General features: G+C 44.5%; 12 protein-coding genes. 7 read left to right on the top strand and 5 right to left on the bottom strand.

Annotation, left to right across the window (positions count from 1 at the left end; translation table 11 throughout):
* Positions 1 to 283 precede the first annotated feature (283 nt).
* Positions 284 to 514, top strand: coding sequence for a photosystem II protein, Psb35-related (locus tag QUB37_RS03600; RefSeq protein WP_333159172.1), 231 nt, complete (start codon positions 284 to 286; stop codon positions 512 to 514).
* A gap of 141 nt (positions 515 to 655) precedes the next feature.
* Here the strand turns inward: QUB37_RS03600 and QUB37_RS03595 are convergent, their stop codons facing one another.
* Complete coding sequence (locus tag QUB37_RS03595) at positions 656 to 3,619, bottom strand: AAA family ATPase (protein WP_333159322.1); 2,964 nt, start codon at positions 3,617 to 3,619, stop codon at positions 656 to 658.
* A 275-nt stretch (positions 3,620 to 3,894) separates the two neighbouring features.
* On the opposite strand from QUB37_RS03595, the gene QUB37_RS03590 reads away from it, so the two are divergent.
* The 3 genes from QUB37_RS03590 to QUB37_RS03580 all read left to right on the top strand — a co-directional run bounded on the left by QUB37_RS03590 (position 3,895) and on the right by QUB37_RS03580 (position 8,375).
* Positions 3,895 to 5,310: an MBOAT family O-acyltransferase gene (locus QUB37_RS03590; RefSeq protein WP_333159170.1), complete on the top strand. Its 1,416-nt coding sequence runs from the start codon at positions 3,895 to 3,897 to the stop codon at positions 5,308 to 5,310.
* Between the two features lie 5 nt (positions 5,311 to 5,315).
* Complete coding sequence (locus QUB37_RS03585; protein WP_333159168.1) at positions 5,316 to 6,323, top strand: DUF459 domain-containing protein; 1,008 nt, start codon at positions 5,316 to 5,318, stop codon at positions 6,321 to 6,323.
* Between the two features lie 276 nt (positions 6,324 to 6,599).
* Positions 6,600 to 8,375 (top strand): hypothetical protein, encoded by a 1,776-nt coding sequence (locus QUB37_RS03580; protein WP_333159166.1) that lies wholly within the window; start codon positions 6,600 to 6,602, stop codon positions 8,373 to 8,375.
* A gap of 108 nt (positions 8,376 to 8,483) precedes the next feature.
* Here QUB37_RS03580 and gloA read toward each other — a convergent pair whose 3' ends face one another.
* The 4 genes from gloA to QUB37_RS03560 all read right to left on the bottom strand — a co-directional run bounded on the left by gloA (position 8,484) and on the right by QUB37_RS03560 (position 12,041).
* Positions 8,484 to 8,912, bottom strand: coding sequence for a lactoylglutathione lyase (gene gloA / locus QUB37_RS03575; protein WP_333159164.1), 429 nt, complete (start codon positions 8,910 to 8,912; stop codon positions 8,484 to 8,486).
* Positions 8,913 to 9,022: 110 nt separating this feature from the next.
* Complete coding sequence (locus tag QUB37_RS03570) at positions 9,023 to 9,535, bottom strand: cupredoxin domain-containing protein (RefSeq protein ID WP_333159162.1); 513 nt, start codon at positions 9,533 to 9,535, stop codon at positions 9,023 to 9,025.
* Positions 9,536 to 9,554: 19 nt separating this feature from the next.
* A complete protein-coding gene (locus QUB37_RS03565; protein WP_333159160.1) occupies positions 9,555 to 11,810 on the bottom strand; it encodes a heavy metal translocating P-type ATPase in 2,256 nt (751 codons plus the stop codon).
* Positions 11,811 to 11,846: 36 nt separating this feature from the next.
* Entirely contained in the window at positions 11,847 to 12,041 is a 195-nt protein-coding gene (locus QUB37_RS03560) for a heavy-metal-associated domain-containing protein (protein ID WP_333159158.1), read from the bottom strand.
* Positions 12,042 to 12,363: 322 nt separating this feature from the next.
* Between QUB37_RS03560 and QUB37_RS03555 the strand changes: the two genes are divergently transcribed.
* The 3 genes from QUB37_RS03555 to QUB37_RS03545 all read left to right on the top strand — a co-directional run bounded on the left by QUB37_RS03555 (position 12,364) and on the right by QUB37_RS03545 (position 15,666).
* Positions 12,364 to 13,083, top strand: coding sequence for a DUF305 domain-containing protein (locus QUB37_RS03555; RefSeq protein ID WP_333159156.1), 720 nt, complete (start codon positions 12,364 to 12,366; stop codon positions 13,081 to 13,083).
* 347 nt (positions 13,084 to 13,430) lie between these two features.
* Positions 13,431 to 13,628 (top strand): hypothetical protein, encoded by a 198-nt coding sequence (locus tag QUB37_RS03550; protein WP_333159154.1) that lies wholly within the window; start codon positions 13,431 to 13,433, stop codon positions 13,626 to 13,628.
* 193 nt (positions 13,629 to 13,821) lie between these two features.
* Complete coding sequence (locus QUB37_RS03545; RefSeq protein WP_445300000.1) at positions 13,822 to 15,666, top strand: efflux RND transporter periplasmic adaptor subunit; 1,845 nt, start codon at positions 13,822 to 13,824, stop codon at positions 15,664 to 15,666.
* The last annotated feature ends 82 nt before the right edge of the window (positions 15,667 to 15,748 follow it).

Below are 15,748 nucleotides of genomic sequence, written 5' to 3'. Positions count from 1 at the left end.
ATTTTGGATACAGTTCGCAATCCGGGTACTGTGCTAGCTACCGATGCGCGGTGCACACCCTACCAAGGCGTGTCAACTTAAGCCTGAAACCCCTCTGTATCTCTCGCTAGTAGCCCAGTCTAGATCCCTTGTTGACACTAAGCATACCCTACAGACTCAGGATTAGGTGCGGTATTTACTACCTGCCGGACGGTTGCCACGACATTACAGTACCTTGACGTTGATTACTAATTTTCGTTACATTAGTTTACATAAAGCAACAAAAGTTAAGGAAAAAGCAAATATGGCTATTGTAATCGCTCTTTTAATCGTCGGTTGGGTCGCAGCCTCAGTAATTGGCACTCAAGCATATTTCCTTGGGGAACAGTCAAAGCCCATCCACGAGCGGAATTGGAACGATGATTCTTTTGAAAAATTGGCTGTAGCAATCACAGCAACAGAGATGGATTACAGCGTTCGCGTTCCCGCCTACAGCATGGATGCTTACGGCAGCAGCACCATCTCGAATTATTGATATCAAGTAACAGGTTTCACCATTTTCAATAACAGGCAGGATGCCTATTCCTAATTTTCAATAACAGGCAAGATGCCTGTTCCACAAGAAGACTTATTATTTGTGGAACAGGCATCTTGCCTGTTCCAAACTATTCGGCAACTACAAACTGTTACCTGTCAGCGCTGGGCGAGAATCTTTTTTGCGAAATTGCAAAGAGTTATTTTCACAGTCGATCGCAATTGTATCTCCCTCGACAAACGCATTTTCCAGAATCTTGTTAGCCAGCGGGTTTTCCAACTCCCGCTGGATAGCGCGTTTCAAGGGACGAGCGCCGTAAACCGGGTCGTAACCGACATCTGTGATATGGTTTTTCGCCGCATCCGACAGTTCCAAAGTGATTTTTTGCTCGGCCAACAAACGCTCGATCCGCTTGACTTGAATGCTGACAATTTGCCGCAGTTCGACCTTGCTCAAAGTGTGGAACAAAATTATCTCGTCCACCCGATTGAGAAATTCAGGCCTGAAGTGCGATCGCAGCGCTGTCATCACCCGTTTTAACATCTGTTCGTACTCTTGGTCTGTCTCCCGGTCTTGAGTCAATAAATTTTCATTTTCGCTCTTGTTTTCAGTCTTGTGTTCAGTCTTGTTTTCACTCTTAGTTACAGTATCAACATCGACTCGCTCGGCCGACACCTCAACGGTACCATCGGCAGCCACTTTATAATCTGTCTTTTGACTTGACAAATCTTTCGTTTCCTGCTTCCGACTCGCAGGTTTTTTGACGGTTTTTTCCTTCTTAGTAAACACGTCTAAAATGTGGTCGCTGCCGATATTGCTAGTCATCACAATTACGGTATTTCTAAAGTCAACCACTCGACCTTGAGAATCGGTAATTCTGCCGTCATCCAACACTTGCAGCAAAATGTTAAATACGTCCGGGTGCGCTTTTTCCACTTCGTCAAACAGCACTACCGAATAAGGATGTCTCCGCACAGCTTCGGAAAGTTGTCCCCCTTCATCGTAACCGACATATCCGGGAGGAGCTCCTACCAACCGAGAAACGCTGTGCTTCTCCATGTATTCCGACATATCGATACGGACGATCGCATCATCGCTGTCAAACAAAAACTCCGCCAACGCCCGCGCTAACTCAGTTTTTCCGACGCCTGTGGGGCCCATAAACAAGAAAGAGCCGATCGGCCTCCCCGGATCTTTCATACCCGCCCTAGCGCGCCGAATTGCCGCCGCCACGGCTGTTACAGCTTCCTCTTGACCGATGACTTTTTGGTGCAAATGTTTTTCCAATTGCAGCAATTTTTGGCGTTCGGATTCTAACAACCGGTTAACCGGAATGCCCGTCCATTTGGCGACAATTTCCGCAATATCGCCCTCAGTAACTTTTTCGCGCAGCAGGGAAGAACCTTGAGCTTGCTGTTTCAAAAGTTCCGCTTCTTTCGCTTCGCGATCGCGCACCGCCGTTTCCAACTTGCCGTACTTTAACTGTGCGGCTTTATTCAAATCGTAAGCCCTTTCTGCTTGTTCGATTTGCACTCGCAATTGGTCTTCTTCTGCTTTCAATTTATTGATTGCATCCAACAACTGCTTTTCACCCAACCACTGAGAGGACAATTTTTCCTGCTTGACTTTTAAGATGTCAATCTCAGATGTGATGCGTTCGACGCGGAAGCCGAGCCCAGGGGCTAGAGCACCTTTTCCTTCCCCTTCGATCGACAATTTTTCCATTTCCAACTGCATCACCCGGCGGTCAATGCCTTCCAATTCCACAGGTTTAGAGGTAATCTCCATTTTCAAGTGGGCGGCCGCTTCATCTACAAGGTCGATCGCCTTGTCCGGCAAAAAGCGATCGGAAATATAGCGAAAAGACAGAGTTGCAGCAGCTACCAGGGCCGAATCAGTAATTTTTACCCCGTGGTGGCGTTCGTAACGGTCTTTCAATCCGCGCAAAATCGAAACAGTATCTTCAACGCTGGGTTCGCCGACAAATACTTGTTGAAAGCGACGTTCCAGTGCAGGATCTTTTTCAATATTCTTGCGGAATTCGTCGAGAGTTGTAGCGCCGATACAGCGCAATTCACCTCTCGCCAACATTGGTTTTAACAAATTTCCCGCATCCATTCCCGAACCGGAACTGCCACCGCCACCAGTCCCGACAACCGTGTGCAATTCGTCAATAAATAGGACAATTTGCCCGTCGGAATCGATGACTTCCCGCAGGACAGACCGCAATCGTTCTTCAAATTCGCCCCGGAATTTTGCCCCAGCAATTAAACTGCCCATGTCGAGGCTAAATAGCTGGCGATTTTTCAAAGATTCCGGTACGTCGCCGTTGACAATTCGCTGGGCTAAACCTTCGGCGATCGCAGTTTTTCCGACTCCGGGATCGCCAATTAACACCGGATTGTTTTTTTGACGACGGGAAAGAACTTGTACCACGCGGCGGATTTCCTCGTCGCGGCCGATTACTGGGTCGAGTTTGCCGGCTTTGGCGGCTTCTGTCAAATCGCGGCCGTACTTGCTGAGGGCGTCGGAGTTAGCTTCGCCATCTTGATCTTGGGCTTTAGCGCTGCTGCGGCTGCCTTTCCCCGTTTCGGAATTTTTTTCTTGGGTTTTAGCAGTGGCGCGGACTAATTTGATTGCTTCTTCGAGTTTTGGTCGATCGAGTGTACCGGCTGGGGGTTTGCGATCGTAACCTGGGCGGCCCGGCGGCCCGTCGCCTTTTGTCAGCAACCTGCGACCGACTCGTTCGTCTTCTACTAAACCAATTAATAAATGTTCAACGGCGATAAAATTATCTTGCCAAGTCGCCCTGGTGGCCTCGGCAACATCTAACATCACTTCTAAGCCGCGGCCGAGGTATAGTTGGTCAGCGTTGGCAACTCTGGGCTGTCGTTTGGCAAAAGCATCTAACTGCTGGGCAAAGCGGGCGACATCGACTCCAGCTTTGCTGAGAATGCTGTTGGCCTGGCCTTGCTGTTCGAGAAGGGCGATGGCTAAATGTTCAACCTCTAGCTGCTGATTGGCAAAGCGGCGGGCTACATCCTGGGATTTGACAATCGCTTCCCAGGCTTGATCTGTAAATTTGCTAGGGTCTGTTGGCTGCACGTTGGTTCCTCGCAATCAAGGGGATTCCTGTTGTTATCCGTTAATACATCGTCTCACAACCATCATAATCTTTAAACAGGATTATGAATTTATGAGTGCGGTTAACTAAGGCGGAACTTGTGACCTAATTGACCTGTTGCAAAAGCTTACACTCCGCAATCCACCCCGAAATTTGGTGCGTTCAGACCCACTCTGGCAATTCCCTTGGGGATAGGTTCGCTGGCTGTACTTATAAAAATATTGCCAGAAACAAGATTTTTTAGCGATTGAGATTTATGCTATTTCCCACTTACCAATTTTTAGTATTTTTCCTAATTATTTTTAGCCTGATCGTCTCGGTGAAACCCCAAGTCGATTTGTATAAAATTGTCTTGTTAGTTTCGAGTTTATTATTTTATTCCTTTTGGAGCTTTGACTTTCTATTGCTCCTTATTTTCTCTACAGTCTACAATTATATCATTCTCCGGGTTCTCTGCAAGAGTAAGTATAAAAAATTTGCTTTAATCTCCGGTCTAATTTTCAACATTGGCTATCTCGGCATCTTTAAATATTGCAACTTCTTTGTAACTTCCTTATTTGAGGTACTGAATCAGCTACAAATTCCAGCCAACTTTCCAGTTTTGCAAATAATCGCCCCCGTCGGCGTGTCTTTCTACACTTTTAGAATGATTTCTCATTTAATCGACTGCTACCAGCAAAAAATCCCTTGTCCGAAATTTGTAGACTATGCCGCCTACATTACCTATTTTCCGCAAATTGCCTCCGGGCCAATCTCGCGAGCTCGCGAATTTTACTTGCAGCTAAATTCACAGGAAAAATACGACTATAAAATTGAAGAAGTTATAGTTTTGATTTTGTCTGGACTCTTCAAAAAATATACTTTAGCCAGCTTTTTGTTTAACTTCACTGACTTGCCATTCAAAGTCCCCCAGCAGTACAGCAGCATCGATTTAATCCTCGCGGCAATTTCCTATTCCTGTTTAATTTACGTAGATTTCAGTGGCTACTCGGATTTAGCCAACGGCATCTCCTGTTTGCTGGGTTTCAAACCCATTGCCAACTTTAATATGCCATACCGATCGCTCAGCCTGCAAGAATTTTGGAAAAGGTGGCACATCAGTCTTTCCGAGTGGCTGAGGGATTACGTTTACTTTCCCTTTGGCGGCAACAAATACGGCAAGTTGAGGAAGTACCTCAATCTCTTTTTAACAATGGCGATCGGTGGATTGTGGCACGGCGCAGGTTTAAACTTTATTTTCTGGGGAGCAATTCACGGTTTAGGATTGGTTGTCAACCATTTATGTAAAGATATCCCCCAAGCTATCCACTTTAAATTAGACTATGCGTTTCCCAGATTTGCTAAATTTTGCAGTTGGCTGCTAACATTTAGTTTTGTTACTTGTAGCTGGGTATTTTTGGGCACTCCCAACTGGGAAACTGCGGTGAGTTTTTTTGAAGGAATTTTCCATCCTGCCGTCGCAACTTTTCAATTTAACTTTTGGCAATTGTATTTAGTAATTGCAGTCATTGGCACGATCAACTTGTGGGGCGATCGCATCTCCGAACTATTGCAAACCGTATTGTCATTAAAAAACATTTTTTTTCGGGTTGTCTTAGTTTCGCTGCTCGTGTATACTATCTTGATGTTGGGGCCAAGTACCATGCCGCCTTTTATTTACTTTAATTTCTAAGAAATATGAAAGACCGGGAAATTTTGCTGATTGTTACTTCTGTAATTCTCACTTTAATATTTTCAAACTTATCATTATTTCTAAAAAGCTTTGCTTCAACTCCTTTCGCCAGTCCAGAAATCAAAGAAGCAGCGCGCCAGATCGAAATAGACGGTTTCAGAAAATCAGAACAAGATTTTTGGAGCAAAATTAAAGATATTAACTTCGATAGCCTCCCCAAAGAAGCAGAAATTCCTCCTGTCAAAACCGAAACAAAAGCTGCCGTTGAACCCCCAAAGCCTGCTAATCCTCAAAAACCAACTCCAGTTAAAAAACCAACCCCAGTTAAAAAAACAACTCCAGCTAAACCCAAACTGACCATACCTTATCGCAAATTTTTATTTATTGGAGATTCCGTAATGTTCGACTTAGGAATTCAACTCCAGTACACTCTTAAGAAAAAATACAATATCGCCGATACCAAAATAGACTATAAGGTCTCGACTGGATTAAATCGGATAGATTATTATGATTGGTATGCCAGAACTCGCCAAATTCTTAATAATTACCAGCCGGATGTAGTGATAGTTTTGTTCGGAGCAAATGATCGTCAAAATATCATTGATTCTCAAGGAAAAGGCCGCGCTGTCCTGACCAAGGACTGGCAAAAAGCTTATCAAGAAAGAGTTGAAAGATATGCCAAGTTACTGGATTCGTCATCCGTCAGAAAAGTGTATTGGGTCGGTCAATCGATCCCTAACAAATCTCCGTATCTCAAAGCTTTTCCCATCATGAACGATATTTATAAAAATGCCAGCAAATCTTCATCCAAAATCGAATTTATTTCTACTTGGGACACTTTTGGAAAAGCCGGAAAATTTGTTCCTGTAATGGCTAATAAATCTGGTAAGCGAGGCTATGTAAAAAATAATGACGGCTTGCACTTTACATCCCACGGAGCTCAAATTATCAGCGACTTAATCGTTGACAAAATGGTGAGCGACAAAATCTTAAAAGATCCGACAAAAAAATGACTTTAGTAGGTTGAGTTTCGTGGCAAAATCTAAAAGTGTGACATTTTACCAATTATTGCTAAATAATATATTGAGTTCGGGACGCACATTGGCCTTGATCAACTAGGTTTATAGGAAAAATCTAGGCTTGAGTTATAATAAACTTACTCGTGAAACCGGGTTGATAACTCCCTATGCGTCCAAGACTAATATTGACAAAAAGCCATAGTAAATGTAATGCTGAATTCAGCATCCAACAACGGCCTCCATATCTAGCAATTGTCATGGCGACAAATTATGACGAGCAATGTGTGGAAACTCGATCGCACTAACATCCCTGAGTCAAGGGGGTGCAGCGGCACAGCACTCATCTTCCTTCTCACTAAATATACTCAACCTTGGCAAAGAATAAACCTAGTTGAAAAATTCCTGCAACAGTGCGGCATCGAGCCTTTTGCTGAAGTTTTGGGCGTACCCAACAGCGGAATATTCAGAGAAAATATACCGCAAGCCGTCAGAAAACCGCATCCGAATTTGCTGTTTCGGGCTTTGGCAATTCAGGCATTGGGGAATGTGCAAGAGGGGCTGATATCAAGTGAGAGAGAAGCTAGAGCAAGTGATTTTAGCAAAAATCTGCTGGCGGCGTTAGAACAGGAAGCGCGAGGGGGAGCGACTCCTTTAATTCGGTGGTCTGCGGCTGTTAGTATTAAGTCAATTTGGTTGGATGAAGCAGGGCAATGGCAAGGCAAGGAAGGTGCTGTCAATGCCACAATCAATGCAGAGGAAATTGAGCGACGGGTTGTAGAAGAGCAAATTCAACTATTAGCAAGCAACAAAATTGCTTTAGGTGACAGCAGCAGACATGACAGCCACAAGGAATATGAGAATTGTCTCGATTTTTGGGTGTACGGCCCTAGCTGGCTGCTGCCCAGTCTGCCAATGGATTGCGAAGAATATCTGTTTTGGATCGATCGAGTATTTGCTGCGATCGCACTTACGGGCCCGTACAAATTGAATGCTGAAAACGATGCAGCGGTAACAAACTTTTTGGAAGTTGCAGAAAATAATTTTAATGACTGGGAATTCTCTAAAATACTTGCCAAAATTTTTGAGTTCCTGCACCACCCGGAAGCGAAAGTAAAAAATCTAGCTACAATTATTTTAGAACCTTACAAAGATAAGCTAGACCGAAAATCGGCGCAGATTATGACAGCGCTGGTATATAAATTTAAGGTAAAATATCAGCCCTTAGAATGTCTGACTCTTCCCGAAATAGAAGAGTACAAAGCGTCACTGTATTTCGGTCAAATGGAAATTGACGACTTGTATGGTGAGGCTTTGTCGCTGTGTGGCGATCGGGATGTCGAACTCGCAAGTTTATTGTCAGCTACACAAAGGGAATCCCAAAATACTCTAGAGGAGCATATCAACAATCTCAGCAAGTTAGTTAAGTCAATCATAAATTGCCAGAGGTTGTTAGATGCTAATAGGGAACTTTTGTATTTGACTGTAGATCGGCTAGAAAAATGGGATTACACTCTAGACAATAAACTGGCGGCGCACCGCAAACAAATCCAAAACCTGAGCTTGGATAAAAGTACATCCGAGCAGTGCATAAACCTGGACAATGAACTCAATTATATCAGAGATGCTTTGCAGCATACTTTGTATGAAATCACCTCAAATATTAACAGCCAAATTAGAGAGTTAGAACTTTCTGCGTCCAAAAATAGCAAGACTGCAACAGATATGTTTAAGTGGACGTGGCTATTATTCAGGGTGGGGTTTTCAGTAGGGCTGTTTTTGTATTTATCGGATTTAGTGATTAAGTGGATATTCGCGGTCAGCTACACAAGCGAATTTTTAGTTTATTGGACTATTTTATTTAGTGTGATAGTAGTATTTTTGCTAGTATTATCTGTATTTTTTTCTGGGATCGCTGCTTTAAACCAGCGCCGAGAATCTAAATTACTTCCAAAATTTGATAGCTTAAGCCAAATAGGGAGCAGTTTTTCTATATTGTGGCAAAAAATTTATTTGCAACAGTTTGTACCGTCGGTGCGATCGCATTAAAAGTTTCAGTTGACAGTTGACAGTTGACAGTTGTGGGTACGACTGTTGTCAAAAGGAAAACGGAAGAGGGAAGATAGTTTTTCCTTCCCCTTCCCCCTCTTAAGAAATTTAGGATGCGGTTGTTGCTGCTACTTTCTGGGTGTTGCTACCTTGATTTGCCAGTTGAATTAATTCAACTTTATATCCATCTGGATCTTGCACAAAAGCGATGACTGTTGAACCATGCTTCATCGGGCCGGGTTCGCGACTAACTTTACCGCTGCGGGCTTTAATTTCTTCGCAAGTACCGTAAATGTCGTCAACGCCGATCGCAATATGACCGTAAGCATCACCCAAATTGTACTCTGTGACGCCCCAGTTGTATGTTAACTCCAAAACTGTAGTGTCTGATTCATCGCCGTAGCCCACAAAAGCCAGAGTAAACTTACCGTCTGGATAGTCCTTTTTCCGCAGCAATTTCATGCCCAGAACCTCGGTGTAAAATTTGAGGGACTCTTCCAGGTTGGCGACTCGGAGCATCGTGTGTAGTAGTTGCATTTAGCTCACTCCAAATTTTTAAAGCTTTAATCTATTTTAGCGATTTCTTGCTGAAAAAACTCGCGCCTCAACCGTCGCCATTGCCACAGGTTGATAACTGTCTATTTGATTTAGCTTTGTACTTCCACCACACCCCTAAACATATTCATGCCGCAAGTAAATAGGTATCGTCCAGGTTTTTGAGGGGTGAATTCAACAGCCGTCACCTGATTTAGAGGTAATTCGCGCACAATGTGAAAATCTGGTAACAACACTTTTTCCAGACAACTGTTGGGGTCGCGCCTCAAGAAATTGAGCCGGACTAATTTACCTGCTTTCACAACTACAGTGGCAGGCTCATAACCCCCGTCTACAGTAATAGTCAACTCTTGTATCCCCTGAATATATTCAGCTTTCTGCCCTTTAGCTTTACTGAACAAAAACCACCACAATTCCAAACCTATTAATGTCAAACCACCTATTGTTACGCCAACTTTTAAACCTAGTGGCTGTTCAATGCTGCGGAATTGAGTCGTTGAAGTAGAATGCGGGACGGACATTTCGGCAGCTTGAACTCCCGATGCAATTCCCATCACAAGTCCTAAACTCGCAAGACTTCCCCAAATTTGACGATGGTGTAACATTTTTCTCATTCCTCCAAATTTATGCACTAGATTTGGCTTGAAAGTTCCGTAATCGCAAAGCATTAGTAACTACAGAGACTGAACTGAAAGCCATTGCTGCACCGGCGATAATTGGATTTAGCAGCCAGCCAAAAATGGGGTACAAAATTCCCGCCGCGATCGGTATTCCAGCGATGTTATAAATAAACGCAAAAAACAGATTTTCGCGGATGTTCCGCATGGTGGCGCGGGAAAGTTTAATTGCTGTAACTATGCCTTGCAAATCTCCTGAAATTAAGGTAATGTCGCTGGCGGCGATCGCCACATCTGTGCCGGTGCCGATCGCAATTCCTACGTCTGCTAAGGCCAAAGCCGGTGCATCGTTAATCCCGTCTCCCACCATCGCCACAATTTTTCCTCCCCGTTGCAGGGCTTGAATTTGAGCTGCTTTTTGGTCGGGTCTAACTTCGGCAAAAACGCGAGTAATGCCCACGGATTGGGCGATCGACTCCGCAGTCGCGCGGTTGTCCCCCGTCAGCATCGCCACCTCCAAACCGAGTTTTTGAAGTGCTTTCACGGCCTGCGCTGACGACGGTTTGAGGGCATCAGCAATGCCCAGAATTGCCTCTATTTTGCCTTCTACAGCCATCCAAACAACCGTTTTGCTCGCAGCTTCCAAAGCTCTCGCGCGCAGTTCCAGATATTCAGTATCGCAGCCGATTTCGTGCATCCACCTCAGCGTTCCCAAGGCGATCGACTTTCCACCTACAACCCCGCGCACGCCACTCCCCGCGATCGCCTCAAAATTCTTAACATCCGTCAAATTTACCTCTTGGGATTGAGCATATCTAACAACAGCTTCCCCCAAAGGATGCTCCGAATTTCGCTCTACTGACGCCGCCAATTGCAGCAACTTTAACTCATGGCTGTTCGCCGTTCCTTTAATTGTCACAAAATCAGTTACAGTCGGCTTGCCTTCTGTGAGAGTTCCAGTTTTATCTAACACGATAATTTGGATTTGGTGAGCCAATTCTAAACTCTCGGCTCCTTTAATTAAAATCCCGTTTTCTGCACCTTTCCCAGTTCCCACCATCACAGCAGTCGGAGTCGCCAAACCCAAAGCGCAGGGACAGGCAATAATCAGCACTTCCACCATCGTCACGGTGGCGAGAGTGAAGTTTCCCGTCGCGTTAAACCAGATAATGAAAGTAGCTAAAGCGACGGCAATTACTATGGGAACAAACCAACCAGTTACTTGGTCTGCTAACTTTTGAATCGGTGCTTTTGAACCCTGTGCATCTTGCACCATCTTGACAATTTGCGCTAAAAATGTATCTTTGCCAACTCTTGTCGCCCGAAACTTGAAGCTGCCAGTTTTATTAATTGTGGCTCCGATAACTTCGTCGCCAAGCTGCTTTTTGACAGGCAAACTTTCTCCCGTAACCATTGCTTCGTCTACCGTCGAAGCACCCTCAATTACATCTCCGTCTACGGGGATTTGCTCTCCCGGTCGCACCTGCACGATGTCGCCAATCTCCACTTGGGCGATCGGCACTTCCAACTCTTCCCCGTTGCGAATTATCCGAGCAGTTTTTGCTTGCAAACCCATGAGTTTGCGAATGGCTTCGGAAGTCTCTCCCTTCGCCCGATTTTCTAGGGTTTTCCCCAACAAAATTAAGGCAATAACGCTGGCGGCAACTTCGTAGTAAACGCCAGAATTTAAACCTTGGGCTGTGAATAAGCCTGGGAAAAATGTCACAAATACAGAATAAAAGTAAGCAGCACTTGTACCCAAGGCAATCAGAGTATCCATTGTCGCCACCCGCCGTTTTAGGGATTTCCAAGCTCCCACATAAAACGATTTCCCGCACCAAAATTGTACGGGGGATGTCAGGACTAATTGCAGCCAATAATTGTGCAGCCACGCGGGAATAAATGGCAGGTGCAAGCCGGTCATCGCTGGAATAGCGCCCACAACTAGCAGGATGCTGATGATACCTGCTGTCCAGAGTTTTCGCTGCAAGGTTTGAGATTCAGATTTGCGATCGGCTTGTTCGGAATCATCCTCTGGCGCCGCCATTTCTTGAAGCGGCAAAGCTTCGTATCCCGCATCATCAACCGCCGATTGAATAGTTTCTAAGTTGGTTTGCTGGGAGTCGTATTGGATGGTTGCTTGTTCCATCCCAAAATTGACATGACACTCAAGTACGCCGGGAACAGATTGAATGGCTTGTTCGATAGATGAAGCACAAGAAGCACAACTCATGCCCCGCAATTTAAGTGTGAGATTGTCCATAGATCCCCTCCTAAATTAGACAATTACCTTCTGTATTTAAATAGCTGGATAGCCAGCAGATGCGATCGCTTTCCTAACTTCACTTTCTGACTTAGCTGTTTGAATCGTGACCAATTTTGTCTTGAGATCGGCCTCAACTTTTGAGGCTGAGTCAATGGCTTGGACTGCTTTTGTGATTGTAGTCGCACAAGCAGAACAAGCCATCTTAGGAACTTTTAGCTGTAAAGTCATAATTTCAACCTCAGCAGAAACTACTCTGCTCAATCAATGAATTAACTCCATTGTAAAGTCTCCAGTCCACAGGAGAGTCAAGGGGGATTGTAAAATAAATCAGGAATTATGAAAAAAGTGGTTTGACACGCTACCCATAGGCGTAAGGCGCGCACTGCGTACCCTACATAATCAGGTTCAAGTGAGTTCTGTAAATCTTAACTTTGAGTGCGATCGAGTGCAGAGCAATAATTCTTTACAAGTTCGCCGCAAAAATTTCATCCTAATTTCATTTATATGTGAAAAGCTGAAGATAAATGGCCGTTTTAAGGATATAAGCTCTATGAAACCAATTTCATTGAAAACAGGCTTTGCAGCACTGATGTTGACCGCCACAGCCGCTTTAACCAGTGGAGTGCTTGCAGCTTGTTCAAAAGCCCCTTCCAGTGAAACTCAAGCCCCAAACGTTACGGCTGCAACCGAAGCAAACAACAAGCAAAACGTGGCACAAGGCGGCGGCATGGGTGGTATGAATCATGGCATGAATCACGATATGTCAATGGATTTAGGCCCGGCTGATGCCGACTACGATTTGCGATTTATTGATGGCATGACAGTACACCATCAAGGTGCTGTAAACATGGCTCAAGATGTGCTTAAACAATCCAAACGCCCGGAAATGAAAAAACTTGCCACTGATATAATTGCTGCTCAAAACCGCGAAATAAATCAAATGAAAGAGTGGCGAAAAGCTTGGTATCCCAAAGCCAGCAGTACGCCGATGGCTTATCACGCTCCAATGGGTCACATGATGGCAATGACTCCCGAACAAATGCAAAGCATGATGATGAGCATGGATTTAGGGGCCGCTGACGACCAATTTGACTTGCGATTTATCAATGCGATGATTCCCCACCACGAAGGAGCTTTAGTGATGGCTGAAGATGCTTTGAAGAAGTCAAAACGCCCGGAAATGAAGAAATTGTCTCAAGAAATTCTGACTTCGCAAAAGCAAGAAATTGAGCAAATGAAACAGTGGCGGCAAGCTTGGTACAAACAGTAATTTAGCTCACCTCAACAAAACGTGACCCACATCCCGAAAATGAGTGACATTAATCACAGTAGCTCAATAGTTAAGAAAATACTTGGTTCACAAAAACAAGAAATTGAGCAAATGAAAAAGTGGCGACAACCTTGGTAGACAAAGTAATGTAGCTCGACTGTGGCTGTCAGCATTTGTCTGACTCCACCTCAGTTTCTTGAGAGTACCTACACATACTGTAGATCATTGAACAGCCCTACCTCTAAAGTAGTAGAAGTTACGTAAGAATACTGTAGACAATGGATAACCCCTACCTCTAAAGTAGTAGATAGGTCAGCAAAAAGCTATATAGATAGAGAGGGTAGTTTATGATATTGAATACATTGGAATTAACCACAACGTATAAATCAAATGCAGCCGTAGATGAGCTAGTGAGCGGATTGACAAACGAAATTGAAGCGCCAGCAGAGATAAAAAAACCGGAAAAAAATCTACAGCACAATGGCTTGGGATTAGGCACAACTTATATTGGTATTTTAGCAGCCGGTGGGCATCTGGGCTGCTGATGCGAAATTTCATCCTAATTTCATTTGACCGTGAAATACTAGGTTGAGTAGAGCATTTCTAGCTCTTGGTCATTGCTTAGCGGTCGCTTCTTGGAAAATGCTAATAAGTAACTTTACTTAATGGGTATCACTTACTTACCTTGGCAAAATACCAACTGCTAAACCTGTGGCACTCAACCTGATTTCAAGGACAATGCCAACGATGATATTTCACAAATATGCTCAATCTCCGGCAATTATTAGCAGCTTTTCTGGAACTTTGTTCAGCCTAATTTTGCTAAGTTCTCCGGCTGTCGTTTTGGCACACGCGGGACACGGAGATGAATTTCACCAAAGCGGCGAAACAACTCAAATTCCAGCCACTATTTCTGTTGATGCGGAAACATCGAAGCGGATCGGAATTAAAGTTGAGTCAGTGAAAGCTCAGCGATTGGCTGTGGGCATTAAAACTACCGGACAAATTGAGACTTTACCCAACCAAAAAGTTGAAGTTCGGGCTCCCGTCAGCGGCACAGTGGTTGAGTTGCTAGTTAAACCGGGTGACAAAGTATCAAAAGGTCAACCTGTTGCTGTTTTATCCAGTGCGGAATTAGGGCAATTGCGCGTGGAATCGATCGCGAAACGAGCCGAAGCTGAAGGGGATTTGCAGCAGGCGCAGGCTGACTTTAAGTTAGCTCAAGAAAATTACGATCGCCAACTTCAAATATCCGCAGCAGAAATCGCCCAAGCCCAAACCCAATTGGCAGCGGTAACTAAGCAGTACCAGCAAGAACAAGAATTAGTAAACAAGCGTTCTGTTGTGCAAGCCGCTAAAGAAAACTATCAGCGTCAAGTTGAAATAGCGCAAGCCGAAATAGCGCGGGCAGAAACGGAATTAACTATTGCGAAAGAACAGTTCGATCGCGACAAAGAATTAGTGGCATCAGGGGCGATCGCGCGGCGCACAATGCTGGAATCGCAAGCCCACTTCGCCGAAGCCAAAGCCAATGTTGCTAAGGCAAAAAGCCGTCCTGAAGTTATCAAAGCCGAAACCGAAATTAAACAAGCCGAAGTAGACCTGCCGATGCGGGAATTGCGGGAATCTCAAGGCAGAGTAGCAGAAGCAAAAGCTCAACTTACCAGAGCTCAGAGCCGCCGGGAAGTCCTAGAAGCCGAGAACCAAGTCAAACGCGGCAAAACTGCCGTCGAAGTCGCTCAGTCGCGCATTCGCTTGGCTGACGCAGCCTATCAAGCGCGGCTGCAACAATTAGGAAGTGCTGCCAACAATCAAGGACTCGTTACCGTAGTTGCTCCGATTTCCGGGACGGTAGCCGATCGCGAAATCACTCCAGGAGAGTCAGTAAACTCGGCGGAAAAACCGCTGATGAGTATCTTAAATGACAGCAGCGTTTTTGCCACAGCAAATATTTACGAAAAAGACCTGAATCAAATCCAGTCAGGTCAAAAAGTAAGGGTAAAAATTGCTAGTTTCCCTAACCGCACTTTCACCGGAATAATTAACTTAATTGGCTCTGTGGTAGAAGGTGAAAGCCGGGCTATTCCTGTCAAAGCGGAAATTGATAATAGTGATGGTGTCCTCAAACCGAATATGTTTGCCGAATTAGAAATATTAACCAGTCGAACTACAACACCAGTTCTTGCAATTCCTACCTCAGCAATTGTAGAAGCTAATGGGAAGCAGTTGGTTTACCTGCAAAATGGCAATGCTTTTCAAGCAGTTGAAGTTACTTTAGGTAATACTTCCGGGGATTTAATTGAGGTGAAAAGTGGTTTGTTTGAGGCAGATTTAATAGTTACTCAACGCGCTCCTCAACTTTATGCTCAATCTTTGCGAGGTGATAGTAAACATTCAGAATCTGAGGAAAAGACGGCCTTAACTCCAAATGGAATAGAGGCTAGTTTTAAGAGTTTTCCAATGCCTCTATGGTTGGCGGGAGTAGCAGGAGGAACAATCTTATGTACTGTAGGTTTCTTAGTTGGGGTTATGGCTGGTCGCCGCAAGAGCGATCGGAAAGTTGCCGGAACTAATAAAGTGTGACAATTCGCCTTAATTTTAATAAACATAGTTTCTGCGAACAATCCGCTTTTTATCCTGATTTTATATTCTTATGTCCAAATAG

The sequence above is a fragment of the Microcoleus sp. AT3-A2 genome (assembly GCF_036705685.1).
In the GTDB taxonomy this organism is placed as follows: domain Bacteria; phylum Cyanobacteriota; class Cyanobacteriia; order Cyanobacteriales; family Microcoleaceae; genus Microcoleus.
Note: the sequence above shows the minus strand (reverse complement) of the source record. Positions and strands in the feature narration are given on the sequence as shown.